The following is a 24,690-nucleotide window of genomic DNA, read 5'->3' on the forward strand; positions in this document are numbered from 1 at the left end:
CGAAGCAGACACGCCGTGCCGGGGTCGGGCGAGGGGCTGGGTCAGCTGGCGGGCTCGGTGAGCTCCAGCAGCACGCCGCCGGCGTCCTTGGGGTGGACGAAGTTGATCCGCGCACCGCCGGTGCCGACCTTGGGCTCGTCGTAGAGCAGGCGCAGGCCACGCTCACGCAGGGTGGCGCAGACCGCGTCGATGTCCTTCACTCGGTAGCACAGCTGCTGCATGCCGGGCCCGCCGTTGCGATTGAGCCACTTGGCGATGGTGGAGTTCTCGTTCAGGGGGGCCAGCAGCTGGATCTGGGCGCTCTCGGGCAGCTGCGAGCCAGTGCCGATCATGGCTTCCTCGACACCCTGCTCTTCGTTGGTCTCGCGGTGCAGTACCCGCCAGCCGAACTTCTCGGTGTGGAAGGTGATGGCCTCGTCAAGGTTGGGCACGGCCAGCCCCACGTGGTCGATGCAGATGAACAGGTCGTCATTCGCCATGCTGATCCTCCTGGTGTAGGTCCTTGTTGATGAGGCCCATTCTTTCACCCGGGCATCGCCGTCAGGCGGGCGGGGTGGGGATTCACCGGACCGTTCAGCGGCGTGCGAGCCACTCCATGGCGGCGACGACCAGTGCCCGCACACCGGTGTCGAGGGTGGGCTGCATCTCGGGGATGAAGTTGGGCGCATGGTTCGAGGGCACGTCCTCGGCGAGGGTGCCCTGGGCCAGGGCCTTCTCGTAGACGTCTCTGGGGAACCCGCCGAAGAACCAGAACACGTAGGGCGCCGGGTAGACGTCGCCGAGCACCCCGAAGTCCTCCGAGCCGGCCACCGGCACCAGGTCCCAGTGGTCGTCACCGAAGGCCGCGTCGAAGGCCGCCCCCAGCCGCTCGGCAGACGGCGGGTCGTTGTCGGTGACCGGGGCCGGGGTGATCCACTCGAACTCAGCGCGGGCCGGTTCACCGGCCGCGGCGCACTCGGCGTTGACGATCCGCTCGATGGAGCGCTTCAGGTGGGCCCGCACCCCCTCGTCGTAGGAGCGGATGTTGATCTCGATCTCGGCGGTGGCCGGGATGATGTTGCCCTTGCTGCCGGCGTTGAGCCGCCCGACGGTGACCACAGCCATCGACTGGGGGGCGATCTCGCGCGAGACGATGGTCTGCAGGCGCACCACGATGTGGGCGGCGATGACCACCGGGTCGACGGTGTTCTCCGGCTGCGAGCCGTGGCCGCCGCGACTGTGGATCGTGATGTTGCAGCCGTCGGTGCTGGCCATCACCGGGCCCGCTGCGGTGTGCACCGTGCCGGCGGGCGCCGGCCAGACGTGCTGGCCGAGGGCGACATCGATGTGGGGCACCAGTTCCTTGACCTGCTCGGCCATGCCGTAGGCGCCGGCGACGACCTCCTCGGCGGGCTGGAAGACCGCCACCAGGGTGCCCGACCAGGCGTCGGTGGAGTCGGCGAGCAGCCGGGTGGCGCCCTGCAGCGCGGTCATGTGGGTGTCATGGCCACAGGCATGCATGATCGGGACATCGGTGCCCTGCCAGGTACCCCGCGCCCGGGAGCGGTAGGGGACTTTCTCGTCCTCGAGCACGGGAAGGCCGTCCATGTCGGCGCGCAGCAGCACCACGGGACCCTCACCGTTGCGCAGGATGCCGACCACCCCGGTGGAGGCGCCGACCTGCTCGTGGACCTCGAACCCGCTGGCCCGCAGCCCCTCGGCCATCCGGGCGGCGGAGGCGACCTCCTGGTTGGACAGTTCCGGGTGGGCGTGCAGGTGCTGGTAGAGCTCTTCGAGCTGGGGGCGCAACTCGTCGAGGCCGGCGAGGACGGTGGCGGAGTCAGTCATGGTCGCCACGATAGCGACACACCGGGTGATGGTGGCCACGGTGGGCCACGATGAGGCAGAATGGCGCAGGATAGGTCTTGCCCAGTCCAGGCTGGGGCAACCTGTCGCGCTACCTTCCCCGCCCGGCTGGCCCGGGCGCCCGACCGAGTTGCCGCCTGCCCTTGGGAGATTGCCCATGACGAGTTGGATCAAGAAGATTCTGCTGGCCCTGGTGGCTGCCTTCTTGCTGTACTACATCTTCACGCAGCCGGAGCAGTCGGCAGAGGCGGTCAAGACCTTCTTCGGCGGGATCGCCCGCCTGTTCCGCGCCCTCGCGGGCTGAGACGACGGCGTGGGCAGTGCGCCTGCTGCGTCGCTTCCTCGACCCTGACGTCGACCGGCACCTGCTGGTCGACGAGGGGGAGTACATCATCGACGAGGTGCCCAAGCACTGGGCGGCCTCGGTGCTGCCCGTGCTGATGGTCGCCCTCGCGGTGCCCATCTTCATGTCCATGGTGCTGATGGGCCCCTTCTTCTGGATCGGCCTGGTCATCGGCATCTGCTTCTTCATCGCTGGCATGATCGGCATCCACATCCAGTTCATGGACCGTTTCGTGATCACCAACATGCGGGTGTTCCGGGTCAACGGGGTGCTCAGCCAGCACCTCGCCACCATGCCGATGAGCCGGATCCTCGACATTTCGGTCTACCAGCCGTTCATCGGTCGCCTGCTCGGCTACGGCCACATCACCTTCGAGTCGGCCGCCCAGGACCAGGGCCTGCGTGAGATCCAGTTCGTCGGTGACCCCGAGGCCCGCGACCTGACCATCCAGCGGGTCATCCAGCGTGCCGGCCTGCGCGCCAACATCCGCATGCCCGAGCCCACCGAAGAGGACGAGGACTGACCGGGTCGACCCCTCAACCGAGGACTAGGCTTTCGGCATGAAGATGACACCGACGCTGGAAGCAGCCTTCAACGACCAGGTGACCCTCGAGCTGGGGGCCGCCACCACCTACCGCCAGTTGGCGATCGAGGTCGACGTGCGTGACCTGCCGGGCATGGCTGCCTGGTTGCGCCACCAGGCCGACGAAGAGATCGTGCACGCCAACAAGTTCATCGACCACATGGTCGACCGCGGCATGCACCCCCGCATCGGCGCCGGCGAGCAGCCGCCGGCCAACTTCGACTCGGTCCTGGCGGTCTTCGAGGCCGCCCTCGCCCACGAGGAGAAGGTTTCCGAGGCGATCCGCAACCTCTACCGCTCCGCCCACTCCGAGGGTGACCTGGACTCCCGCCCGCTGCTCGACTGGTTCCTCGAGGAGCAGATCGAGGAGGAGGCCACCGTCTCGGAGATCATCGGCCGCCTCAAGCTGATCGGCGATGACGGCTCCGGCCTGCTCCGGCTCGACTCCGAGCTGGGCCAGCGGCAGGCCGGAACCACCGAGAACAACGAGGGCTGATCAGGCCCCCAGCGCCGCGTTGACCACCTCGCGCGCCTGCTCCTGAACCAGGGCCAGGTGCTCGGGGCTGGTCAGCGACTCGGCGTAGATCTTGTACTTGTCCTCGGTGCCCGAGGGCCGGGCGGCGAACCACGCATTCTCGGTGGTGACCTTGATGCCACCGATGGCGGCATTGTTGCCCGGGGCCTCGGTGAGGATGGCGGTGATCTGCTCCCCGGCCAGCTCGGTGGCGGTCACGTCGCTGGGCGAGAGCTGCTTCAGGCGCGCCTTCTGCTCCCGGTTGGCGTCGGAGTCGACCCGGGCGTAGTAGGACTTGCCGAAGCGGTCCTCGAGTTGGGAGTAGTGCTGGCTGGGGGTCTTCCCAGTCTTGGCGATGATCTCCGAGGCGAGCAGGTCGAGGATCAGCCCGTCCTTGTCGGTCGACCAGGTGCCACCGTCGAACTGCAGGAAGCTCGCCCCGGCCGACTCCTCGCCACCGAAGCCGAGGTCCCCCGAGATCAGCCCGGGGACGAACCACTTGAAGCCGACCGGCACCTCGACCAGGCGTCGTCCGATGTCGGCGGCGACCTTGTCGATCAGCGAGCTGGACACCAGGGTCTTGCCGACCCCGCAGTCGCTGGACCACTGCGGGCGGTGCGTGTACAGGTACTGGATGGCCACCGCCAGGTAGGCGTTCGGGTTCATCAGTCCCGCGTCGGGGGTGACGATGCCGTGGCGGTCGGCATCGGCGTCGTTGCCGGTGGCGATGTCGAACTTGTCGCGCTGGTTGATCAGCGAGGCCATGGCGTTCGGCGAGGAGCAGTCCATCCGGATCTTGCCGTCGGTGTCGAGGGTCATGAACCGCCAGGTCGGGTCGACCTGGTCGTTCACCACGGTCATCGAGGGCAGCAGGGTCTCGGCGATGTGGGCCCAGTACTGCACCGACGCGCCACCCATGGGGTCGGCACCGATGCGGACCCCGGCGTCGCGGATGGCCTGCAGGTCGACCACCTGGCTGAGCTCTTCGCAGTAGGCGCTGCGGTAGTCGTAGGTGGTCACCTCACCGCGGGCACGCTCGTAGGGGGTGCGCCGGATGGCGGCCGGGTCGACCAGCAGTACGTTGGCGCGCGCGGCGATCCAGCTGGTGGCGTCGGTGTCGGCGGGCCCACCGTTGGGCGGGTTGTACTTGAACCCGCCGTCGCGGGGCGGGTTGTGGGACGGGGTGACCACGATGCCGTCGGCCTGGGCCTCGGGGTGCTCCCGGTTGTACCGGATGATCGCCCGGCTCAACGACGGGGTCGGGGTGTACTCGTCCTCACGCTCGGCGAAGGTGGCCACCCCGTGCGCGTGCAGCACCTCGATGGCGGTCTTCCAGGCCGGCAGAGACAGGGCGTGGGTGTCCTTGGCGATGAACAGCGGCCCGGTCACCCCCTGGCCGGCGCGGTACTCCACGATGGCCTGGGTGGTGGCGGCGATGTGGGCCTCGTTGAAGGCGGTGTCCAGGCTCGAGCCACGGTGGCCCGAGGTGCCGAAGACGACCTGCTGGTCAGGGTTCGACGGGTCCGGGGTGAGGTCGTAGTAGGCGGTCAGGACCGCATCCACGTCGATGAGATCAGATTCCTGGGCGGGCAGCCCCGCGCGTTCGTGAGCCATGACCACATCCTGCCAGTTGGTGCCCGGCGATGTGGGGGGTGGGCGCGCTCAGGTGAACAGTGCGGTGCTCAGGGCCCGACGGGCGCGGGTGACCACGGGGTCACCGGCGGGCAGCGTCTGGAACAGCTCCAGCACCCGCACCCGGACGGGTTCACGGTCCTCACCACGCAGGGTGCCGATCAGCCCGATGAGCCGGTCGAAGGCCTCGGGGTAACGTCCGAAGATGGCCTCCAGGTCGGCGGCGGCCAGCTGGGCTTCCACATCGGTCGGGTCGGCCTCGGCGGCCGCCATGACCTTCTCGGTGTCCACGTCGAGGGAGCGGGCCAGCAGCGCGGCCTGCGCCCGGCCCGACTGGGCCTCGGTGTCATTGGGGGTCTGGGTGAGCAGCTTGTCGAACTCGGCCAGGGCAGCGGCGTAGTCGCCCTGCTCCATGGCGTCATAGGCGGGGGCATACTTCGGGTCAACCACCGGCTCGGCGGGGGAGTCGGGGGTGGTGGCGGGGGCGCCGCCCTGGGCCGGTGCCCGGCCCGACATCCCGTTGGCGAGGGCCACCTGGGCGACCTGGTCGAGGGCGGCGGTGATCTCGGCGGCGGGGCGGGTGCCCTGGAACAGCGGCGCCGCCTGGCCGGCCAGCAGCACCAGGACATAAGGCACGGCCGTGGCCTGGACGGCCTGGGCGATGCGCGGCGAGGTGTCGACATTCACCCGGCCCAGCAGCCAGCGGCCCTGGTTGGCGTTGGTGTGGTCGGCCAGTGCCCGGCTCACCTGGGGACCCTGCTGGTCGCGGGGCGAGTACAGCTCGAGGACGACGGGGTACTGCAGGGACTGCTGCGCCACCTGGTCGAAGGTCTCGTCGGTGACCTCCACGACCCACGACTGGCCGGACTGGCCGGGCTGGGCGGGGGACCCGGCGGCAGTGGCGGCCAGGGCGGACAGGTCAACGGCGCCGCGCTCATCGCCGGCGTGGGGAGCAGCAGAAGTCATGGCTCCCATTCAACCAGCATCCGGGGACTGCCCAACCCCATTGCCGGGGCGTTGTGCCGAGGGTGAAAGCCCATCGCCACCACCGGGGCCGCCCACCACAATGAGGGGGTGACCAGCACCGCACGTGACCAGCCACGCCACCCCGGGGTGCCCACCAGACGGCGGCCGATCTGGTTGGTGATCACCGTGGCCACCCTCGGCGGGGTGCTGTTCGGGTTTGACACCGGGGTGATCTCGGGCGCGCTGCCGTTCATGCGGCTGTCGAGCGACGAGGGCGGGCTGGCGCTGTCGACGCTGGACGAGTCGCTGGTCACCGCCACCCTGCTGGTCGGTGCCGCATTCGGCGCCCTGGTCGGCGGACGGTTCTCGGACCGCTACGGGCGCCGCCACAACCTCCTCGTGCTGGCGGTCATCTTCCTGCTGGGGGCGCTGGGCACCGCGCTCGCCCCCAATGTGGCGACGATGCTGGTCGCCCGGGTCGTCCTCGGGTTGGCGGTCGGTGGGGCCTCGGCGACCGTGCCGGTCTTCCTGGCCGAGATCGCCCCGAAGAAGCATCGGGGCACCATCGTGGCGGTCGACCAGCTGATGATCGTCTCGGGCCAGCTGTTGGCCTACATCACCAACGCCGTCATCGCCAATGCCTTCCCCGAGGCCAATGACAACTGGCGCTGGATGCTCGGCATCGCCTCGATCCCGGCGATCCTGCTGTGGATCGGCATGCACTTCATGCCCGAGACACCCCGATGGTTCGCGCTGGCCGACCGCGACCAGGACGCGCGGGTCGTGCTGGAACAGTTGAACCCCGGCGAGCCGGCCGAGGTGCTCGACACCGAGCTGGAAGAGATCCGCACCAGCCTCGCCGAGGACCGGCTGGCCTCCCCCGGGGGCCTGCGTGACGTGGCCGAGGGCTGGCTGCGGCGGGTGCTGCTGATCGGCATCGGCATCGCGGTGCTGCAGCAGACCACCGGCGTCAACATCATCATGTACTTCGCGCCAACCATCCTCGAAGAGGGCGGCCTGTCACGCAATGCCGCCATCACCGCCACGGTCGCCAACGGCGTGGTCTCGGTGCTGGCGGCGGTCGCGGGCCTGTTCCTGGTCAGGTTCATCGGACGACGTCGCCTGCTGGGGGCAGGTCTGGTCACCATCATCGCGGCGCTGACCATGATCGCGGTCAGCTCCAGCGTGATCGAGGCGGGCTCGGCCCGGTCCTACACCGTACTGGTGTTCATGCTGTTGTTCCTGCTGGGCCAGCAGGGGGCGGTGAGCCCGGTGACCTGGATCCTGCTCTCGGAGATCTTCCCGCTGCACATCCGCGGGGTGGGCATGGGCACCTCGGTGTTCCTGATGTGGGTGGCCAATGCCATCATCACGTTCAGCTTCCCGCTGGTGGTCGACCAGTTCGGGGTGGCCGCGACCTTCGGTGTCTTCGCCGTCATCAACGTGGCCACGCTCGCGTTCACCATCGCCTGCGTCCCGGAGACGATGGGACGATCCCTGGAACAGATCGAGGCCCAGTTCCGGCAGCGCTGGGGCGCGGGCGCACGGGTTCAGTAGGCCCGGCCGTCCTCGGTGAAGACCGCCGGGGCCCGCCGGCCGGGCACCCGGGCGGCCAGCACCGCGCGGATGCGGCGGGACGACAACTCGCTGACCGCCCCCTCCAACTGGTCGGCGGCCAACCAGTGGGCCGCCCTGATCTCGCCGGGGTCGAGCCGCATCAACGACACCGCCTGCTCGTCGAGCACACCGGCGTCGAAGAGGAACTCCAGCGCGTCCGACCAGCCCAGCGAGGGCGGCATCCAGTCCACCAGGGCGGGCCCGGCCAGGTTGAGGACCAGCCCGATCTCTTCGGCGACCTCCCGGATCGCACCCCGGCGCGGTGACTCGGCCGGTTCGACGACACCGCCGGGCAGCTCGAAGTCCTTCTTGTAGGTCGTCTCCAGCAGCAGCACCCGGGACTGCTCGTCGGTGAACACCACATGGGAGATCACCCGCTTGGTCGCCAGCACGGAGTTCATCACGCCACTGAAACCCATCGGGCCGTGGACGGGGTCGGTGGCCAGCCGTGCGTACAGCAGGGTGTCGACGTGCCTGTCGCCGACCTGCAGGGCCTGGCGGCGGATGCCCTCGCGCCGGAACCCGGCCCGTTGCAGCGCCCGGCGTCCCGGCCAGTCGCCGGCCTGGACCTCGGCCTCGACGCGGCGCGCACCCTGGCCGAGGATGGCGTCGTCGGCGCACAACGAGACGGCGCGGGTCAGCACGGCAGGTTCCGGGTGCCCATCCCAGTGCAACCTGCCGACGTCGCCGTGCAGCTCGAGGTGGACCTGCAGGTCAGGCACCGGTTCCGGTGTCACCGGGGTCGGCGGCGGTGGCGCCGGCGTCCCACTTGAACCAGACCGCACCGAGCGGGGGCAGGCACACCTTGGCCTGGGCCTGGCCGGTGCCGCCGTGGGTCTCGGTGGCGATCACCCGGCCGAAGTTGCCGAAGTCACCCGACCCGTCGTAGGCCGTCGAATCGGTGTTGAGGATCTCGGTCCAGGTGCCGGGGCGGGGCAGGGCGACCAGGTGCTCGTTCTTCGGGTTCGGTGAGAAGTTGAACAGGCAGGCGACCAGTTCGCCGTTGCGGGAATGGCGCACCCAGCTGAACGTGTTCCCGGCCCCGTCGTTGGCGTCGATCCAGCTGAAGCCGTCGGGGTCGTTGTCCAGTTCCCACAGTGCGGGTTCGCGGCGGTAGATGTGGTTCAGGTCGTGGAACAGTTCCTTCATGCCGTGGTGGTTCGGGGTGTCGGCGTAGTGCCACGACAGCGACTCGGATTCGTTGAACTCCTCGCGCTGGGCGAACTCGTTGCCCATGAACAGCAGCTTCTTGCCGGGGAAGGCCCACATGAAGGAGTAGAACGCGCGCAGGGTGGCGAACTTGCGCCAGTCGTCCTGGGGCACCTTGTTCAGCATCGAACCCTTGCCGTGGACGACCTCGTCGTGGCTGATCGGCAGGATGAAGTTCTCGGAGTAGGCGTAGACCATGGCGAAGGTCATCAGGTGGTGGTGGTACTGGCGGTGGAAGGGGTCCTGCTCGACGTAGCGCAGGGAGTCGTTCATCCAGCCCATGTTCCACTTGAACCCGAACCCGAGGCCGCCGGCATCGACGGGGCGGGTGACCCCGGGGAAGCTGGTGGACTCCTCGGCGAACATCATGATCCCGGGCTCACGCTCGTAGAGGTGCTTGTTGACGTAGCGCAGGAAGTCGATGGCCTCCAGGTTCTCGCGCCCACCGTACTGGTTGGGCACCCACTGGCCGTCTTCGCGGGAGTAGTCCAAGTAGAGCATCGAGGCGACCGCGTCGACGCGCAGGCCGTCGATGTGGAACTCCTTGATCCAGTACAGCGCGTTGGAGACCAGGAAGCTCTTCACCTCGTTGCGGCCGTAGTTGAAGATGTAGGTGCCCCAGTCCATGTGCTCGCCCTGGCGGGGGTCGGAATGCTCGTACAGCGCGGTGCCGTCGAACCGGCCCAGGGCCCATTCGTCCTTCGGGAAGTGCCCGGGCACCCAGTCCAGGATCACGCCGATGCCGGCCTGGTGCAGCTTGTCGACCAGGTGGCGGAAGTCGTCGGGCTTGCCGAACCGGCTGGTGGGGGCGTAGTAGCCGGTGACCTGGTAGCCCCACGAACCGTCGAAGGGGTACTCCGAGACCGGCATCAGTTCGACGTGGGTGTAGCCCTGCCACTTGACGTACTCGACCAGCTGGTCGGCCAGTTCGAGGTAGCTCAGCCCCTTGCGCCAGCCACCCAGGTGCACCTCGTAGACGCTCATCGGCTCGGCATGGTGCTTGGCCTGGAGGCGCTTGTCCATCCAGTCCTGGTCGGCCCACAGGTACTTCGACTCATACACGATGCCCGCGTTGGCCGGTGACTGCTCGAAGAACTGGCCCATCGGGTCGATCTTCTCGATCCAGCGCCCGTCAGCGGTCTCGATGCGGAACTTGTACAGGGTGCCCTCGTCGAGGCCCTCGATGAACCTGGCCCAGACCCCCGAGCCGGGCACCAGGGTCATCTGGTCACCGGTCCACCAGTTGAAGTCGCCGATCACCTGCACCTGGCGGGCGTTGGGGGCCCAGACCGCGAACCGGACGCCGTCGACCGAGCCGCGTTCGTCATCCTGAATGGTCACCTTGTGGGCACCCAGTCGCTTCCACAACTCCGTGTCCCCGCCCTGGTGGAACCCTTCGAAGTCCCACCCACGCAGGTCACCGTGAAAGTCGAATGCCATTTTGTGCCCCCTTGCGCTGCGATGACTGGTGGTCATCAATCCTGATAGCAAACCTAGCCTGCCAGCACGCGCAGCGCGCCAAGAGGGATGGAAACCCAGTCGGGTCGGTTCCGGGTCTCATAGACCACCTCGTAGACCGCCTTGTCGGCCAGGTAGGCCTCCAACAGTTCCCGCTCGGCGCTGCCCAGGGGTGTTCCGGTACCGGCGACATAGGCGTCCAGGAAGGCCGACGAGCAGGCTGCCAGCCAGTCGCGGGCCGACGCGCCGGTAGGGTCCGGGCAGGCCGAGGTGGCGTAGGCGAAGGAGCGCAGCATCCCGGCGACGTCACGCCAGGGCGAATCGGGTTCCCGGCGTTCGGCCAGGGACTTGATGGGTTCACCCTCGAAGTCGATGATGCGCCACCCGTTGGCGGTCAGCAGGGTCTGGCCCAGGTGGAAGTCGCCGTGGATGCGCTGGCCGGCCACGGTGTTTTCGCTGAGGTGGGCGAAGCGTTCGTCGAGGGCTGCTACCAGCTCGACCAGGCCGGGGGCCTCGGCGGCGGCCTCGGCGAGCCGTCGCCGCATGGCGGCACTCAGTTCACCGGCCTGCAGCCGGGCGGTGGGGAAGGTGTCGCGCAGCGCCTGGTGGACGCTGGCCAGGGCCGTGCCGAGTTGGGCGGCGTCGGTGGTGAAGTCCTGGTACTGGCCGGCGGCCGCGGTGGCGATCTCCCACCCGTCGCGGGCCTGGGGCAGCAGTTCGGTGACCATCGCCAGGTCGACCTGGTCGCCGTCGACGTGGGTGCTCAGCCAGCCGAACAGGCGGGCGGCGGCGCTGACCCCGGCCCGGCCCAGGGCGTCGTGGACGGCGATGTCGAGGTTGGCACCCGGTTCCAGGCGGCGGAAGAACTTCACGATCGCGGTCCGGCCGACCAGCAACGAGGAGTTCGACTGCTCCCCACCGAAGACCCGCACCGGCCCGGACAGGTCGGCGGGCCGTGAGACGGTGGCGGTCCAGTCATCGCTGTGCCCACCGGCGGCGAGCAGGTCGGCCAGTGCCCGCAGCGCGTCGGGGTCAGCCAGCGCGTCGTGGACGTGGACCAGTCCCTCGTCCGGGGCGTCGGGGTCGCTGAGGGTGGCGAGGTGGGCCTCGGGCAGCACCGTGTCGCGGTAGCTCAGCAGCAACTGGTAGGTCTCGCTGGTCTGGTCGGGGTAGACCACCTCGACCAGTTCGCTGCGCACCCCCATGCCCGGGGTGCGGACGAACCAGTCGAGCACGTGGCTGCTCCCGGGCCGCGGCGAGCGGCCCTTCCCGGCGAACCAGCGGGCGCTGGTCAGGTGGTGCCACAGTTCGGGGATGGTGGTCACTGGTCCTCCATTTCTCGGCCGCGCAGCAGCAGCCACTGGAATCCGTGTTGGTGCAGGAACAGGCGCAGGGTGCCGTCGGCCTCGATCGGCACCGGGGCGTCGTCGCGCAGCATCAGGCGGGCGTCGACGCCGGCGAAGTCGGGCAGGTGCACGGTGAACTCCTGGTCGGTGTGGGTCAGGTTGTTCACGCACAGCACGGTGTGGCGACGGTCCTCGCGCAGGAAGGACAGCACGGCGGGGTTGCTGCCGCCCAGGTCGGTGAAGCTGCCTCGTCCGAACACCGCGAAGCGGCGCCGGATGCCGAGCAGGTGGCGCAACCACATCAGCTGGGAGCTCGGGTCCTGCATCTGCTGGGCCACGTTGACCGCATGCGGCCCGAACAGCGGGTGGTCGACCAGCGGCAGGTGGAACTGTTCGGGGTGCGCCTCCGAGAACCCGGCGCCGGGTTCATCGCTCCACTGCATCGGGGTGCGGACCCCGTCGCGGTCGTGCAACCAGATGTTGTCACCCATGCCGATCTCGTCACCGTAGTAGAGCACCGGCGACCCGGGCAGGCTCAGCAGCAGCCCGTGCAACAGCTTGATCTGGAACGGGTCGTTGTCGACCAGTGGGGCGAGCCGGCGGCGGATGCCGAGGTTGGCGCGCATCCGTGGTTCGGGGGCGTACTGGGCCCACATGAACTCGCGGTCCTCGGGGGTCACCATCTCGAGGGTCAGCTCGTCGTGGTTGCGCAGGAAGGTGCCCCACTGGGTGTTCGGTGGGATCGGTGGGGTCTGGGCCAGGATCTCGCTGATGGCGTCGCGGCGACCCTGCTTCAGCGCCATGAACAGCCGGGGCATCACCGGGAAGTGGAAGGCCATGTGGCACTCGTCGCCCATGCCCAGGTACTCGACCACGTCGTGGGGCCACTGGTTGGCCTCGCACAGCAGGATGCGCCCGGGGTAGTCGGCATCGACGATCACCCGGGCCCGTTTGAGGATGTCATGGGTGCCCGGCAGGTTCTCGCAGTTGGTGCCGTCCTGCTCGACCAGGTAGGGCACCGCGTCGAGGCGGAACCCGTCGATGCCCTTGTCCAACCAGAACCGCAGGGCCGCGAACATCTCTTCGGCGACCCTTGGGTTCTCCCAGTTCAGGTCGGGCTGGTGGTCGAAGAAGCGGTGGAAATAGTACTGGCCGCGGACCGCGTCGTAGCTCCAGTTCGAGTCGTGGGTGTCGAGGAAGATCACCCTGGCGTCGAGGTAGGCGTCGGGGTGGTCACGCCAGACGTAGTAGTCGCCGTAGGGGCCGTCCGGGTCGCGGCGCGAGGCCTGGAACCAGGGGTGCTGGCTCGAGGTGTGGTTCATGACGAAGTCGATGATCAGCCGGATGCCGCGGTCGTGGGCGTGGGCGATGAACGCCTCGAACTCGCCCATCGTGCCCAGCTCGGGCAGGATGCCGGTGAAGTCGGCCACGTCGTAGCCGCCGTCGGCCAACGGCGAGGGCTGGAACGGCGGCAACCACAGGCAGTCGACGCCCAGCCACTGAAGGTAGTCCAGTTGCGTGGTCAGGCCCGCGAAGTCGCCGATGCCGTCACCGTTCGAGTCGCGGTAACTGCGCACCAGCACCTCGTAGAAGACGGCCTTCTTGAACCACCCGGTCTGCCCCAGGTCGATGGAGCCGGTGACCTCGGTGCGGGCAATGGCCTGCTCGAGCTCAGCGATGCTGAGCCCGGCAGTGATGTCCTCGGGCGCGTCGGACCAGTCCTCGAAGTCGGTCAAGTGTGGGGTACCGGAGCGGCTCAGGCGCTGGTCACCTGCAGGATGTGCGCCTCGCGGCCGGGGTGCAGGTGGACGTAGTTGGTGGCGCCCCACGTCCAGCTGTGCGGGTCGCCGAACTGGTCGGAGACCTGCAGCAGGGTGTTGCCGGGCAGGCCCAGGGCCGCGAAGTCGATGGTGACCTCACCGTGCACGTCGTGATCGGGGTCGAGCGTCACCACGGTCAGCACGTGGGAATCGCCATCCACCTTCGAGTAGGCCAGCAGCGAGGGGTGGCTGGTCTGGTGGAAGACGACCCGGCGCAACTGCTGCAGGGCAGGGTTCTGCCGACGCAGGTGGTTGAGCTTGCCGAGCAGCTCGTTGAGGTTGGGCTGCGCGTTGTAGTCGCGGGGCCGGTACTCGTACTTCTCCGAATCCAGGTACTCCTCGCGCCCCGGTGCCAGCGCCTCGTGCTCGAACAGTTCGAAGCCGGAGTAGACGCCCCACGAGGGGGACAGGGTGGCCGCCAGCACGGCGCGGATGGCGAAGGCCGACCGGTTGCCCGACTGCAGGTGGAAGGGGTTGATGTCGGGGGTGTTCACCCAGAAGCTGGGCCGGTAGGACGCCGACCAGTCTTGTGCCAGGTCGTTGACGTAGTCGGTGAGTTCGTCCTTGGTGGTGCGCCAGGTGAAGTAGGTGTAGGACAGCTGGTAGCCGACCTTGCCGAGCCCCTTCATCATCTGCGGCCGGGTGAAGGCCTCGGCCAGGAAGATCACCTCGGGGTGCTTTTCATGGATGCGGTCGAGCAGCCAGTCCCAGAAGTCGAGTGGCTTGGTGTGCGGGTTGTCGACTCGGAACACCGTCACCCCGTGACTGATCCAGTACTCCAGGATGCGCAGGCACTCGGTGTAGATGCCGACGGGGTCATTGTCGAAGTTGATCGGGTAGATGTCCTGGTACTTCTTCGGCGGGTTCTCGGCGTAGGCGATGGTGCCGTCGAGGCGGGTGGTGAACCATTCCGGGTGCTCGGTGACCCAGGGGTGGTCGGGGGAGGCCTGCAGGGCGAAGTCCATGGCGATCTCCAGGCCCAGGGACTTGGCCTTGGCCACAAACTCGTCGAAGTCGTCGATGGTGCCGAGATCAGGGTGGATCGCGTCGTGGCCGCCGGCGGGCGAACCGATCGCCCACGGTGAGCCGGGGTCCTGCTCCGAGGGGGTCAGGGAGTTGTTCTTGCCCTTGCGGAAGGCGGTGCCGATCGGGTGGATCGGGGGCAGGTAGACGATGTCGAAGCCCATCGCGGCGGCCGCCTCGAGCCGTTCGTGGCTGGCGGCGAAGGTGCCCGAGACCCAGGTGCCGTCCTCACGGCGGTGGGCACCCTGAGAGCGGGGGAAGAACTCGTACCAGCTCGAGAAGGCGGCGCGGCGGCGTTCGACGCGCACCGGCACCTCGGCGGTGGGGCTGACCAGTTCGCGGGGGCCGTACTTGTCCATGGCGCGGCGCACCGAGGTGGCCGTGGCCAGCTCGAGCAGTTCCTCGGTGGGGCGTTCGGGCAGCAGGGCGTGGCCGAGGGACTCGAGCACGGTGGCGGTGGTCTGGTCGCCGGACTCGGCGGCGTTGGCGGCGGCCCGGCGGAACAGGTCGGCGCCCTCGAGGCAGACCAGTGCGACGTCCATGCCGACGGCCAGCTTCGCCTCGGCGTGGTGCAGCCAGGTGTGCCACGGGTCGGACCAGCCCTCGATGCGGTAGGTCCACTCACCGGCGCCACCGACGCGGGCCCAGCCCTGCCAGACGTCCAGACCGGTGGGCTCGACCTGCTTCATGCCGAACTGGTGCTCGCCGCCCTCGGGGTCGGTCAGCACGATGGTCGCCCCGACCGCGTCATGGCCCTCCCGGAAGATGTTGGCCGTGATGAGGAGTTCCTCGTCCTCAACGGCCTTGACGGGGTAGGCCCCCTGTTCGACCACGGGGGACACGTTGGTCACGGGGATGCGCCCGATCCGGTGGGGGCTGGGGTTTCGCTCCAGTCCCGTCGTGGCAGGGGTGGCAACAGTGGGTGCAGCGGTGGCGCGCAGCGAAGTTTCCTCGGTCACAGGACCAACCTACAAGCTGGGTCCGTGGGACGTGGCCGCGGGAGCAGAAGTCTGCTCCCGCCCACGGCCCGCGAACAACTCAGTCAGGCGGGAACTGGGTGATCCCGGGGCCTGGCACGGCGGCATCCTCGGCGACCTCGTCCACCGCGGGCTCCTGCTCAACGGTGTCCGGTTCGTCGCTGCCGTCGAGGCGGTGGCTCTCCTCGTCGCCCACCTCGGTGGCCGGCTCCAGCAGCACGACCCGCATCACCGTGACCGATCGTCCGGGAAGCTCGATGACATCGCCGAGGTCATGGGTCTGCGGGGTCTCGCGAACACCTTCGGCGGTGTCGAGCAGCAACTCGAAGCCCTCGCCCCAGCGTTCCTCGACCGGCAGCTGGACGCTGACCGGGTCGGGCCCGTTGTGGAACCAGATCAGGAAGGCGGCCGCCTGGTTCGACACGTACATGCCGAGGTGGTGCCGGCCGGGGTCGGTCCAGTCCTGCTCACCCATCTGGCCGCCGTTGCCGCTCATCCAGGTCAGGTCGATGCGGCCGGTGGGCCGGCCGTTGGCGTCGAGCACCTCGTCGTGGTAGCGGTAGTGCGAGCGGCGCAGCACGGGGTTGTCACGGCGCAGCTCGGTCAACGCCATGGTGAGGTCGAGCACGTCACCCCAGTCCTCGCGGGTCTCCCAGTGCACCCACGAGATCGGCGAGTCCTGGCAGTAGGCGTTGTTGTTGCCGCCCTGGGTGCGGCCCATCTCGTCGCCGGCAGTCAGCATCGGCGTGCCGTAGCTGAGCAGCAGCGTCGCCAGCATGTTCTTGACCTGCTGGTGGCGCAGGGCATTGATGCGGGGGTCGGTGGTCTCGCCCTCCCACCCGTGGTTCCACGAGCGGTTGTCGTCGGAGCCGTCACGGTTCTGCTCTCCGTTGGCCTCGTTGTGCTTCATGTCGTAGGTGACCACGTCGCGCATGGTGAAACCGTCGTGCGCGGTGACGAAGTTCACCGAGGCATCGGTGCGGCGTCCGACGTGGTCGAAGATGTCGGGGGACCCGGCCAAGCGGGTGGCCAGTTCCTGCACGCCGTGGGTGGCGCCACGCCAGAAGTCGCGGACGAAACCGCGGTAGCGGTCGTTCCACTCACCCCAGCGCGGGCCCCAGGAGCCGACCTGGTAACCGTAGGGGCCGACGTCCCACGGCTCGGCGATCATGGTGATGCCCTCGAAGACCGGGTTGGACTCGATGACCTTCATGAACTCGTGGTTCATGTCGACGTGGTGGTTGCGGTCACGCACCAGCGTGGTGGCCAGGTCGAAACGGAACCCGTCGACGCCCATCTGGGTGACCCAGTACTCCAGGGAGTCGATGATCAGCTGCAGCACCCCGGGGTTCGAGGTGTCGACCGAGTTGCCGGTGCCGGTGACGTCGTAATCATTGCGCAGGTCCTGGGTGAGCCGGTAGTAGCCGGCGTGGTCGATGCCGCGGTAGGCCAGGGTGGGGCCCTCGTGGCCGCCCTCACCGGTGTGGTTGTAGACCACGTCGAGGAAGACCTCGATGCCGGCCTCGTGCATGGCCGAGACCATGTTCTTGAACTCGGTGACCTGCTCACCCATCGTCCCGACCGAACAGTAGGCGGCGTGCGGGGCGAAGAAGCCCAGGGTGTTGTAGCCCCAGTAGTTGACCAGGCCCTTGCCGACCACGAACGGTTCGCTGACGAAGTGGTGCACGGGCAGCAGCTGCAGGGAGGTGACCCCGACCTGCTTGAGGTGTTCGATCACCGCGGGGTAGGCCATGCCGGCGTAGGTACCGCGCAGGTGCTCGGGCACGTCGGGGTGCTGCTGGGTGTAGCCCTTGACGTGGGTTTCGTAGATCACCTTGCGCGAGGCCGAGGGGCGCTCGGCCAGCGGGGTCGGCGGCGGGGTGTCGGCGACCACCACGCTGAGCGGCACCGCGGCGAAGGAGTCACGCGGGTCGAGCTCGAAGTTCTGGCCCTCCACGTGGTCACTGATCGGCCCGCTGTAGTCGACCCCGGCGGTGATGGCGCGGGCGTAGGGGTCGAGCAGCAGCTTGGCGGGGTTGAACCGCATGCCCTGGTCGGGTTCCCACTCGCCGTGCACCCGGTAGCCGTAGCGCTGTTCGGCCTCGACACCCGGCACGAAGACGACCCAGACGCCATCGGGGTTGCGGGTCATGTCGATGTTCTGCTGGGTGCGGTCGGCATTCACCAGGGCCAACTCGACGCGCGTGGCGCGTGGTGCCCACAGGGCGAAACGGCAACCGCCGTCCATCAGGCGCGCGCCGAGGATCTTCGAATCCAGCGGTGCGCGGTGGGCATCGACGGGGGGGTGGGACATCTTGCTTGCCTCGCTCAGGGGACAGGGGGTGGCGCCCGTGAGTCGGGCGCAGCGTACACATGATAGGTGCACCGTGTAACAGACAGGTGACAGCTGACCCGGCCGCGCGTGGCGCGGTTGCCGTGGGAAGGGTGAGGACTCGGGTAGGTTTGCCGTCATGAGTGAGCAGGACGACCGGGCACGCGAACAGGCCGTGGAGTGGGTCGGCATGGAAGTCGTCGACACCACGGCGGTGATCACCCTGGACCGCCCACCGGTCAACGCCATGACCATGGCGATGCACGACCGCATCGGTGAGCTGGCCCGCCAGGTCGCCCGCACCGAGACGATCAAGGCGGTGGTGCTGACCGGCAACGGTCGCGCCTTCGCCGCCGGCAATGACATCGCCGAGATGCAGGACATGTCGGTCACCCAGATGGCCGCCCGCGTGCACCCCATGCAGGCCTGCTTCACGGCCGTCGCGAAGCTGCCCAAGCCGGTGGTCGCCGCGGTCAACGGCTACGCCCTGGGTGGCGGCTGCGAACTGGCGCTGTGCGCCGACCGACGGATCGCCTCGTCCAAGGCCAAGCTCGGCCTGCCCGAGGTGACCCTGGGCATCATGCCGGGCATCGGCGGCACCCAGCGCCTGCCCCGACTGATCGGCCCATCGCAGGCCAAGGACCTGATCTTCACCGGACGCCGCGTCGACGCCGACGAGGCGCTGCGCATCGGGCTGGTCGACGAGGTCGTCGAACCCGAGGAACTCATGGAGCGTGCCCTGGCCTGGGCCGGCCAGTTCCGCGATGCCGCCAGCTGGGCGCTGCGTTGGGCCAAGGAGGCGATCGACACCGGCCTGGAGACCGACCTGGACACCGGCCTGATGATCGAGGCCACCGGCTTCGCCTCGCTGTTCGGCACCGACGACCGCCGCCTGGGCATGAAGAGCTTCCTGGAGGAGGGTCCGGGCAAGGCCTCCTTCCGCGGCCACTGATGTCGCGGGCCTATTTCGACCACGCCGCCACCGCCGCCCTGCTGCCCGAGGCGCGGCAGGCCTGGCTGGAGGCCATCGAGCTGGTGGGCAACCCCACCGGGCTGCACACCTCCGCACGCCGGGTCAAGGCACTGCTCGAGGATGCCCGCGAGTCGATCGCTGCCGACCTGGGGGCGCACCCCACCGAGGTCATCTTCACCGCCACCGGCAGCCAGGGCGACTCGATCGCCGTGCTGGGCGGCCGGGCGTTGCGGCCCGACCGGCCAGCGGTGGCCATCAGTGCCGTCGAGCACCCCGGGGTGGCCACGGTGGCGACCATGGTCGACGAGGTACGTGAGCTGCCGGTCGGCCCCGATGCCCTGGTCGACCTCGACCGGGCCGCCGACCTGGTGGACGAGGACGTCGCTCTGGTCAGCGTGCAGGCCGTCAACGGTGAGGTCGGCACCGTTCAAGCGTTGGACGAGGTGGTCGAGCTCGGCCACCGGGTCGGTGCCCTGGTCCATTCCGATGCCGTGCAGGCACTGGCGCTGCCCGGGCTGGACCTCGCCGCCACCGGGCTGGACCTGGCGTCGGTGGCCGCCCACAAGATCGGAGGACCCGTCGGCATCGGTGCCCTGCTGGCCCGTCGCGAGCTGGCCCTGCCGGCCGCCGGGCTGGGTGCGGGCCAGGAACGCGGCATCGTCTCCGGCACCCCGTCAGCGGCGCTGGCGGCGGGCTTCGCGGCCGCCCTGCGGGTGGTCACCGCCCTGCGCCGTGACGTGGGCGCCCAGCCGCTGTGGGAGGTCCGCCGTCGCATCGTGGCCGCGGTGGCCGACCTGGCCGCGGTCCGGGTCAACGGGCCGGCCGACCCGGCCCGGCAGGTGCCCGGCATCGTCCACGTCACCATCGATGGCGTGCGCGCCGACGACGTGTTGTTCCTGCTGGACTCGGCCGGGGTGGATGCCTCGACCGGGGCGTCCTGTCGCGCCGGGATGCACCAGCCCAGCGACGTGGTGCTGGCGATGACCGGCAGTCCGGCCGATGCATCCAGCTCGATCAGGCTCTCGTTCGGCTGGGAGACCAGTCCCGAGGAGGTCGACCGCCTGGTCGAGGTGCTGCCGGGCATCATCGGGCGGGCCCGCGCAGCGGCCGCCCGGTAGGAAGGGCCAGCTAGACTGGGGGACCGCACCCCACCCCTGTCAGGAGGATCCCGCATGCGTGTGCTCGCAGCGATGTCCGGCGGCGTCGACTCCGCCGTGGCCGCCGCACGGCTCGTGCAGCAGGGCCACGAGGTGACCGGGGTACACCTGGCGCTGTCCAAGAACCCGCAGTCCTTCCGTTCCGGGGCGCGTGGCTGCTGCTCGTTGGAGGACTCCCATGACGCCCGCCGGGCCGCCGACAAGCTCGGCATCCCGTTCTACGTGTGGGACTTCTCCGACCGGTTCCGCGCCGACGTGGTCGACGACTTCGTCGCCGAGTACCGCGCCGGTCGCACCCCCAACCCGTGCCTGCGCTGCAACGAGAAGATCAAGTTCGAGGCCGTGCTGGAACGTGGCATCGGCCTGGGCTTCGACGCGGTCGGCACCGGGCACTACGCCCGGCTGGTCGACGGGCGACTGCACCGCGCCGTCGACCCGGCCAAGGACCAGTCCTATGTGCTCGGGGTGCTGGACGAGCGCCAGTTGGCGCACTGCCTGTTCCCCCTCGGCGACACCGTCAAGACAGATGTGCGCGCCGAGGCCGCCGCGCTCGGTCTCGGGGTCGCGAAGAAGCCCGACAGCCACGACATCTGCTTCATCCCCGACGGTGACACCGCCGGCTTCCTCGACCGGGAGCTGGGTCGGCGCACCGGTGAGATCGTCGACGCCGACGGTGCCGTGCTCGGCACCCACGAGGGCTCCCACCGCTTCACCATCGGCCAGCGCAAGGGACTGCAGATCGGTACCCCCGCCGCAGATGGTCGTCCGCGTTACGTGCTCTCGATCGAACCGGTCGACAACCGGGTCGTGGTCGGGCCCAAGGAGGACCTGGCCGTCGACGAACTCGAGGGCATCCGGCTGATCTGGGCCGGCCCGCGCGTCGAGGGCAGCTGGCGCGGGTTCGCGCAGGTGCGGGCCCACGGCGAGGCGATGCCGGCCGGCTTCGAGGTCGTCGGCGAGGCGGACGAGCACCGCCTGGTGGTGCGGCTCGACGAGCCGGCCACCGGTATCGCTCCCGGCCAGGCCGTGGTCTGCTACGACCAGGACCGCGTGGTCGGCTCGGCCACCATCGCCCGCGCCCGCCGGACCGCTTCGCTGGCCGGGGCGGTGGCCGGGTGATCCTGCGCGCCGCCGGCCTGGGGTCCCTGCCCGGCACCGACCTGCCCGCCGCGCTGCGGATGCTCTCGGAAGCCACCCCGGAGGTGGTGGCCGTCCCCGAACTGCCGGCCCGCGGCGCCGGTGCCGACATGGTCGGGCGCACCGCCGCGATGTTGTCCGGGCTCGGGGTGGACCTGCAGCCCGCCGGCTGGCGGCTGACCGACTCCGCCGGCATCGACCAGCGCCGTGCCCGCGCCCGGCTGCGCCGCGACTTCGACGAGCTCGAGGAGCACCTGCAGGGCCATGCCGGCATCGTGAAGTTCGCCCTGGCCGGGCCGTGGACCATGGCTTCCCTGGTCGAACGACCCCGCGGCGACAAGGTGCTGGCCGACCACGGGGCGCGCCGTGAACTCGCCCAGTCGCTGGCCGCCGGGGCCGACGACCTGCTCGCCGAGCTGCGGCGCCGGCTCCCCGAGGTGACCTGGTGGGTGCAGGTGGACGAACCGATGCTGGCGCCGGTGCTGGCCGGGAAGGTCGCCACCGCCTCGAGTTTCTCGAAGCACCGGGCGGTGGACGCCGCCCAGGTGGCCGAACTGCTCGACCTGTTCAGCGGGCTCGCCGAGGTGAGCGGCTTGCACTGGTGCGGGCGTCCTGAGGTCGAGGTGATGGCCCGGGTGGGGTTCTCGGCCGTGTCGGTGGACACCGGCTCGCTGGTGTCGTCCGACCTGGACACCCTCGCGCAGTGGCTCGAGGGTGGACGCCAGGTCTGGTGGGGGGCCGTCCCCACCGCCGTGGTCGACCAGCTGGGGTCCTTGGACGAGGCCGCGGCCCGGCTGTACCGGTTGTTCGAGGTGCTCGGCCTGGACAGCGAAGTGTTGCTGGGTGGACTGGTCACCCCGGCCTGTGGTCTGGGTACCTGGTCGCCGCTGCCGGCCCAGGAGGTGCTGCGCCAGGCGGCGCGGGTTGCCGAGATCACCACCGAGCGCGTGGCCGATGGCCGGTAGCTGGGTACAGTGGCGGGGTGCGCATCTTCACCAACCTGAACCTGAATGGATCGGCCCCGACGCGGGTCCAGCCCAAGGTGGGCGAGTGGGGTCCGCAGATGGTGCCGACCACGGCGGCCAAGAAGCGCATGCGCATCTGGGCATCGCTGGTCCTGGTGATCGGTGTGGCGGCGCTGTTCGCGCTGGGCTACTACTTCTACAAGGCCCTGACCGGCGGCTGAGCCGCGGCGCCCGGCTACTGGGCGAGCGCGGCCAGGTGGTGCAGTCGGCGCACCTCTGACTCCAGGAACTCCGGGCCACCCAGGCGCCCGGCCACCAGTGCCATGTCCCCGGGCATCGGGGTGACCGCCACCCACGTCTCGCCCCACCCGGGCAGCCAGCCCTCGGGCAGGTCGAGCACGTGCGGTTCGTCAAAGGGGGCGAACAGTTCACAGGCACCGCGGTCGAGTTCCGGTGCCAGCGCCGAGCCCTGTACCACGGTGCGGTCGGCATCGAGCACCAGCGCCCACTGGGCATGGAAGACCACCGGCACCGACTGCACCAGGATCTCCAGCGCCCGGTCGGGGTGGGCGGTCATCTCGTTGAGGGTGTCGATGTCGGAGGCCAGGCCCCAGTTCTCGGGGTAGTGCGACAGCCACAGCACCCGCACGTCCTCGAGCGCCGCGCAGGCGCTGATGAGGGTGTCCGGCAGCGCATCGGGGGCCATCGTCAGGCGGAAGTCGTTGATCGCGTAACCCGGCCCCTTCTCAATGATCTCGATGGCCGAGATGTCGGCCCCTGCGGTGCCCATGGCGGTGGCCACGGCCCCCAGGGAACCTGGTCGATCGGGAAGTCGGACGCGAAGGAGCAGCACCCGGCCATTGTTCCACGGCCCCCAAGACGCCCCCGTTACCGCTGGGTGGCGATCATGTTTCACTGCCCCCAGTGGCTCTGGCCCTAGGATGGGCCCGACCCCGACCATCAGGAGAACATCGTGGCCCTGAGCCCAGAAGATGTCGCCCGGCTGGCAGCCCTGGCCCGCATCGAGCTGACCGACGAGGAGCAGGTGGCCCTGGCCCCACAGCTCGACGTCATCCTCGAATCGGTGGCCAGCGTGGCAGCCCTGGCCGGCGACGACATCGCGCCGCAGTCGCACGCCCTGCCGCTGACCAACGTCTTCCGACCCGACGAGGTGCGCCCCGGGCTGGCCGCCGAGGCCGCCCTGGCTGCGGCCCCGGCCAGTGAGGACGAGCGCTTCCGCGTGCCCCGCATCCTGGACCAGGAGGATTGATGAGCAGCCACGACAACCACGCCACCCTGACCGCGACCGCCGCGGAGCTGGCCCGCCGGATCGCCACCGGTGAGCAGACCTCGGTCGAGATCACCCAGGCCCACCTCGACCGGATCGCCGAGGTCGACGGCCAGGTCAACGCCTTCCTGGCCGTCGACGCCGAACGCGCACTGGCCGCCGCCGCCCGGGTCGACGCCAAGGTCGCCGCCGGTGAACAGCTCTCCCCACTGGCCGGTGTGCCGATCGCGGTCAAGGACCTGCTGTGCTACGAGGGCCTGCCGACCACCGCCTCGTCCCGGATGCTCGAGGGCTGGGTCCCGCCGTACTCCTCGACCGTGGTGACCAAGCTGCTCGAGGCCGACCTGGTCATCCTGGGCAAGACCAACCTGGACGAGTTCGCGATGGGCTCCTCGACCGAGACCTCGGCCTTCGGCGCCACCCACAACCCGTGGGACCTCGACCGCATCCCCGGCGGTTCCGGCGGCGGCTCCTCGGCTGCACTGGCAGCCTTCGAGGCCCCGCTGGCGATCGGCACCGACACCGGCGGCTCGATCCGCCAGCCCGCCTCGGTGACCGGCACCGTCGGGGTGAAGCCCACCTACGGCGGCGCCTCGCGCTACGGCATCATCGCCATGGCCAGCTCGCTCGACCAGCCCGGCCCCTGCGCGCGCACCGTCGAGGACGCCGCCCTGCTGCACCAGGTCATCGGCGGGTACGACCCGATGGACTCCACCTCGATCAACGCCCCCGTGCCCCCGGTCGTCGAGGCCGCCCGCCGCGGCAGCGTCGCGGGCATGCGCATCGGCGTGGTCAAGGAGTTCCACGGCGAGGGCTATGCCCCCGGGGTCGAGCAGCGCTTCGCCGAATCGGTGGAACTGCTGCGGGCCGCCGGCGCCGAGGTGGTCGAGGTCAGCTGCCCCCACTTCGTCCACGCCCTGGCCACCTACTACCTGATCATGCCCGCCGAGGTCTCCTCGAACCTGGCCCGCTATGACGCGATGCGTTACGGGCTGCGGGTCGGGGATGACGGTTCGCGGTCCACCGAAGAGGTCATGCGGCTCTCGCGTGGCCAGGGCTTCGGTGCCGAGGTCAAGCGGCGCATCATCATCGGCACCTACGCCCTGTCCAGCGGCTACTACGACGCCTACTACGGCTCGGCGCAGAAGGTGCGCACGCTGATCACCCGCGACTTCCAGTCGGCCTTCGAAAAGGTCGACGTGCTGGTCTCGCCCTCGACCCCGACCACGGCCTTCAAGCTGGGGGAGCGGATCGACGACCCGCTGGCCATGTACCGCGCCGACCTGTGCACCATCCCGGCGAACCTCGCCGGGGTGCCGGCGGCCAGCTTCCCGGGCGGCGTCGCCCCCGAGGACGGGCTGCCGGTCGGCTTCCAGGTGATGGCCCCGGCCATGGCCGACGAGCGGCTCTACACCGTCGGTGCGGCCCTCGAACGCGCCCAGCGCGAGGCCTGGGGCGAGCCGTTCACCAGCCAGATCCCGTTCCTGCAGAAGTCGGAGGCCTGA

Annotated in this window: 22 protein-coding genes; 11 read left to right on the forward strand and 11 right to left on the reverse strand. The window is 69.5% G+C overall.

From position 1 onward, the window contains the following. Positions 1-41 precede the first annotated feature (41 nt). On the reverse strand, positions 42-479 hold the full coding sequence (gene mce, locus ACQE3C_RS00325) for a methylmalonyl-CoA epimerase (RefSeq protein WP_434537201.1): 438 nt from the start codon (positions 477-479) through the stop codon (positions 42-44). A gap of 94 nt (positions 480-573) precedes the next feature. Continuing rightward, a complete protein-coding gene (locus tag ACQE3C_RS00330) occupies positions 574-1,827 on the reverse strand; it encodes an amidohydrolase (RefSeq protein ID WP_434537202.1) in 1,254 nt (417 codons plus the stop codon). Between the two features lie 175 nt (positions 1,828-2,002). Between ACQE3C_RS00330 and ACQE3C_RS00335 the strand changes: the two genes are divergently transcribed. Genes ACQE3C_RS00335 through ACQE3C_RS00345 form a run of 3 tightly spaced genes read left to right on the forward strand, consistent with a single transcriptional unit; the run spans position 2,003 to position 3,267 of the window. Continuing rightward, complete coding sequence (locus ACQE3C_RS00335; RefSeq protein WP_434537203.1) at positions 2,003-2,149, forward strand: hypothetical protein; 147 nt, start codon at positions 2,003-2,005, stop codon at positions 2,147-2,149. Between the two features lie 16 nt (positions 2,150-2,165). Next, on the forward strand, positions 2,166-2,711 hold the full coding sequence (locus tag ACQE3C_RS00340) for a PH domain-containing protein (RefSeq protein WP_434537204.1): 546 nt from the start codon (positions 2,166-2,168) through the stop codon (positions 2,709-2,711). 37 nt (positions 2,712-2,748) lie between these two features. Beyond that, entirely contained in the window at positions 2,749-3,267 is a 519-nt protein-coding gene (locus ACQE3C_RS00345; protein ID WP_434537205.1) for a ferritin, read from the forward strand. Here the strand turns inward: ACQE3C_RS00345 and pgm are convergent, their stop codons facing one another. Then, positions 3,268-4,899, reverse strand: a complete 1,632-nt coding sequence (gene pgm, locus ACQE3C_RS00350; RefSeq protein ID WP_434537206.1) for a phosphoglucomutase (alpha-D-glucose-1,6-bisphosphate-dependent) — start codon at positions 4,897-4,899, stop codon at positions 3,268-3,270. Positions 4,900-4,947: 48 nt separating this feature from the next. Then, positions 4,948-5,883: a tetratricopeptide repeat protein gene (locus ACQE3C_RS00355; RefSeq protein WP_434537207.1), complete on the reverse strand. Its 936-nt coding sequence runs from the start codon at positions 5,881-5,883 to the stop codon at positions 4,948-4,950. A gap of 108 nt (positions 5,884-5,991) precedes the next feature. On the opposite strand from ACQE3C_RS00355, the gene ACQE3C_RS00360 reads away from it, so the two are divergent. After that, on the forward strand, positions 5,992-7,440 hold the full coding sequence (locus tag ACQE3C_RS00360; protein WP_434537208.1) for a sugar porter family MFS transporter: 1,449 nt from the start codon (positions 5,992-5,994) through the stop codon (positions 7,438-7,440). Here ACQE3C_RS00360 and ACQE3C_RS00365 read toward each other — a convergent pair. The 6 genes from ACQE3C_RS00365 to glgX form a co-directional block, all read right to left on the reverse strand. Beyond that, on the reverse strand, positions 7,434-8,222 hold the full coding sequence (locus ACQE3C_RS00365; RefSeq protein ID WP_434537209.1) for an NUDIX hydrolase: 789 nt from the start codon (positions 8,220-8,222) through the stop codon (positions 7,434-7,436). The genes ACQE3C_RS00360 and ACQE3C_RS00365 overlap by 7 nt on opposite strands. Beyond that, the gene (glgB, locus tag ACQE3C_RS00370; RefSeq protein WP_434537210.1) at positions 8,215-10,149 is read right to left on the reverse strand and encodes a 1,4-alpha-glucan branching protein GlgB; all 1,935 of its coding nucleotides are present in this window, start codon (positions 10,147-10,149) and stop codon (positions 8,215-8,217) included. Before glgB ends, ACQE3C_RS00365 begins: the two co-directional genes overlap by 8 nt. 53 nt (positions 10,150-10,202) lie before the next feature. After that, positions 10,203-11,492: a maltokinase N-terminal cap-like domain-containing protein gene (locus ACQE3C_RS00375; RefSeq protein WP_434537211.1), complete on the reverse strand. Its 1,290-nt coding sequence runs from the start codon at positions 11,490-11,492 to the stop codon at positions 10,203-10,205. Then, on the reverse strand, positions 11,489-13,249 hold the full coding sequence (treS, locus tag ACQE3C_RS00380) for a maltose alpha-D-glucosyltransferase (RefSeq protein ID WP_434537212.1): 1,761 nt from the start codon (positions 13,247-13,249) through the stop codon (positions 11,489-11,491). The genes ACQE3C_RS00375 and treS overlap by 4 nt, the downstream gene beginning before the upstream one ends. A 20-nt stretch (positions 13,250-13,269) precedes the next feature. After that, on the reverse strand, positions 13,270-15,297 hold the full coding sequence (locus ACQE3C_RS00385) for an alpha-1,4-glucan--maltose-1-phosphate maltosyltransferase (protein ID WP_434537562.1): 2,028 nt from the start codon (positions 15,295-15,297) through the stop codon (positions 13,270-13,272). Between the two features lie 97 nt (positions 15,298-15,394). Then, positions 15,395-17,647, reverse strand: coding sequence for a glycogen debranching protein GlgX (gene glgX / locus ACQE3C_RS00390; RefSeq protein WP_434537213.1), 2,253 nt, complete (start codon positions 17,645-17,647; stop codon positions 15,395-15,397). A gap of 157 nt (positions 17,648-17,804) precedes the next feature. Between glgX and ACQE3C_RS00395 the strand changes: the two genes are divergently transcribed. From ACQE3C_RS00395 to ACQE3C_RS00415, 5 genes are read left to right on the forward strand one after another with little or no spacing between them, the layout of a single operon-like run. After that, a complete protein-coding gene (locus ACQE3C_RS00395) occupies positions 17,805-18,617 on the forward strand; it encodes an enoyl-CoA hydratase/isomerase family protein (RefSeq protein WP_434537214.1) in 813 nt (270 codons plus the stop codon). Next, complete coding sequence (locus ACQE3C_RS00400; protein WP_434537215.1) at positions 18,617-19,756, forward strand: cysteine desulfurase family protein; 1,140 nt, start codon at positions 18,617-18,619, stop codon at positions 19,754-19,756. The genes ACQE3C_RS00395 and ACQE3C_RS00400 overlap by 1 nt, the downstream gene beginning before the upstream one ends. 54 nt (positions 19,757-19,810) lie before the next feature. After that, positions 19,811-20,914, forward strand: coding sequence for a tRNA 2-thiouridine(34) synthase MnmA (gene mnmA / locus ACQE3C_RS00405; RefSeq protein ID WP_434537216.1), 1,104 nt, complete (start codon positions 19,811-19,813; stop codon positions 20,912-20,914). Beyond that, entirely contained in the window at positions 20,911-21,897 is a 987-nt protein-coding gene (locus tag ACQE3C_RS00410) for a methionine synthase (RefSeq protein ID WP_434537217.1), read from the forward strand. Before mnmA ends, ACQE3C_RS00410 begins: the two co-directional genes overlap by 4 nt. 17 nt (positions 21,898-21,914) lie before the next feature. Then, complete coding sequence (locus ACQE3C_RS00415) at positions 21,915-22,118, forward strand: hypothetical protein (RefSeq protein ID WP_434537218.1); 204 nt, start codon at positions 21,915-21,917, stop codon at positions 22,116-22,118. 14 nt (positions 22,119-22,132) lie between these two features. Here ACQE3C_RS00415 and ACQE3C_RS00420 read toward each other — a convergent pair whose 3' ends face one another. Then, the gene (locus ACQE3C_RS00420; RefSeq protein ID WP_434537219.1) at positions 22,133-22,750 is read right to left on the reverse strand and encodes an ACT domain-containing protein; all 618 of its coding nucleotides are present in this window, start codon (positions 22,748-22,750) and stop codon (positions 22,133-22,135) included. A 120-nt stretch (positions 22,751-22,870) separates the two neighbouring features. On the opposite strand from ACQE3C_RS00420, the gene gatC reads away from it, so the two are divergent. Together gatC and gatA are read left to right on the forward strand one after the other, a co-directional pair. Continuing rightward, complete coding sequence (gene gatC / locus ACQE3C_RS00425) at positions 22,871-23,167, forward strand: Asp-tRNA(Asn)/Glu-tRNA(Gln) amidotransferase subunit GatC (RefSeq protein ID WP_434537220.1); 297 nt, start codon at positions 22,871-22,873, stop codon at positions 23,165-23,167. Next, positions 23,167-24,690, forward strand: a complete 1,524-nt coding sequence (gatA, locus tag ACQE3C_RS00430) for an Asp-tRNA(Asn)/Glu-tRNA(Gln) amidotransferase subunit GatA (protein ID WP_434537221.1) — start codon at positions 23,167-23,169, stop codon at positions 24,688-24,690. The genes gatC and gatA overlap by 1 nt, the downstream gene beginning before the upstream one ends.

Origin of the sequence: Aestuariimicrobium sp. Y1814 (assembly GCF_050113895.1) — a bacterium.
GTDB lineage: Bacteria > Actinomycetota > Actinomycetes > Propionibacteriales > Propionibacteriaceae > Aestuariimicrobium.

What these genes read in the sequence shown, in the direction of transcription:
- mnmA (WP_434537216.1), top strand. Translation starts at nt 19,811, where the DNA reads ATGCGTGTGCTCGCAGCGATGTCCGGCGGCGTCGACTCCGCCGTGGCC.
- ACQE3C_RS00400 (WP_434537215.1), top strand. Translation starts at nt 18,617, where the DNA reads ATGTCGCGGGCCTATTTCGACCACGCCGCCACCGCCGCCCTGCTGCCC.
- gatA (WP_434537221.1), top strand. Translation starts at nt 23,167, where the DNA reads ATGAGCAGCCACGACAACCACGCCACCCTGACCGCGACCGCCGCGGAG.
- pgm (WP_434537206.1), bottom strand. Translation starts at nt 4,899, where the DNA reads ATGGCTCACGAACGCGCGGGGCTGCCCGCCCAGGAATCTGATCTCATC.
- ACQE3C_RS00330 (WP_434537202.1), bottom strand. Translation starts at nt 1,827, where the DNA reads ATGACTGACTCCGCCACCGTCCTCGCCGGCCTCGACGAGTTGCGCCCC.
- ACQE3C_RS00345 (WP_434537205.1), top strand. Translation starts at nt 2,749, where the DNA reads ATGAAGATGACACCGACGCTGGAAGCAGCCTTCAACGACCAGGTGACC.
- glgB (WP_434537210.1), bottom strand. Translation starts at nt 10,149, where the DNA reads ATGGCATTCGACTTTCACGGTGACCTGCGTGGGTGGGACTTCGAAGGG.
- ACQE3C_RS00335 (WP_434537203.1), top strand. Translation starts at nt 2,003, where the DNA reads ATGACGAGTTGGATCAAGAAGATTCTGCTGGCCCTGGTGGCTGCCTTC.
- ACQE3C_RS00355 (WP_434537207.1), bottom strand. Translation starts at nt 5,883, where the DNA reads ATGACTTCTGCTGCTCCCCACGCCGGCGATGAGCGCGGCGCCGTTGAC.
- glgX (WP_434537213.1), bottom strand. Translation starts at nt 17,647, where the DNA reads ATGTCCCACCCCCCCGTCGATGCCCACCGCGCACCGCTGGATTCGAAG.
- mce (WP_434537201.1), bottom strand. Translation starts at nt 479, where the DNA reads ATGGCGAATGACGACCTGTTCATCTGCATCGACCACGTGGGGCTGGCC.
- ACQE3C_RS00395 (WP_434537214.1), top strand. Translation starts at nt 17,805, where the DNA reads ATGAGTGAGCAGGACGACCGGGCACGCGAACAGGCCGTGGAGTGGGTC.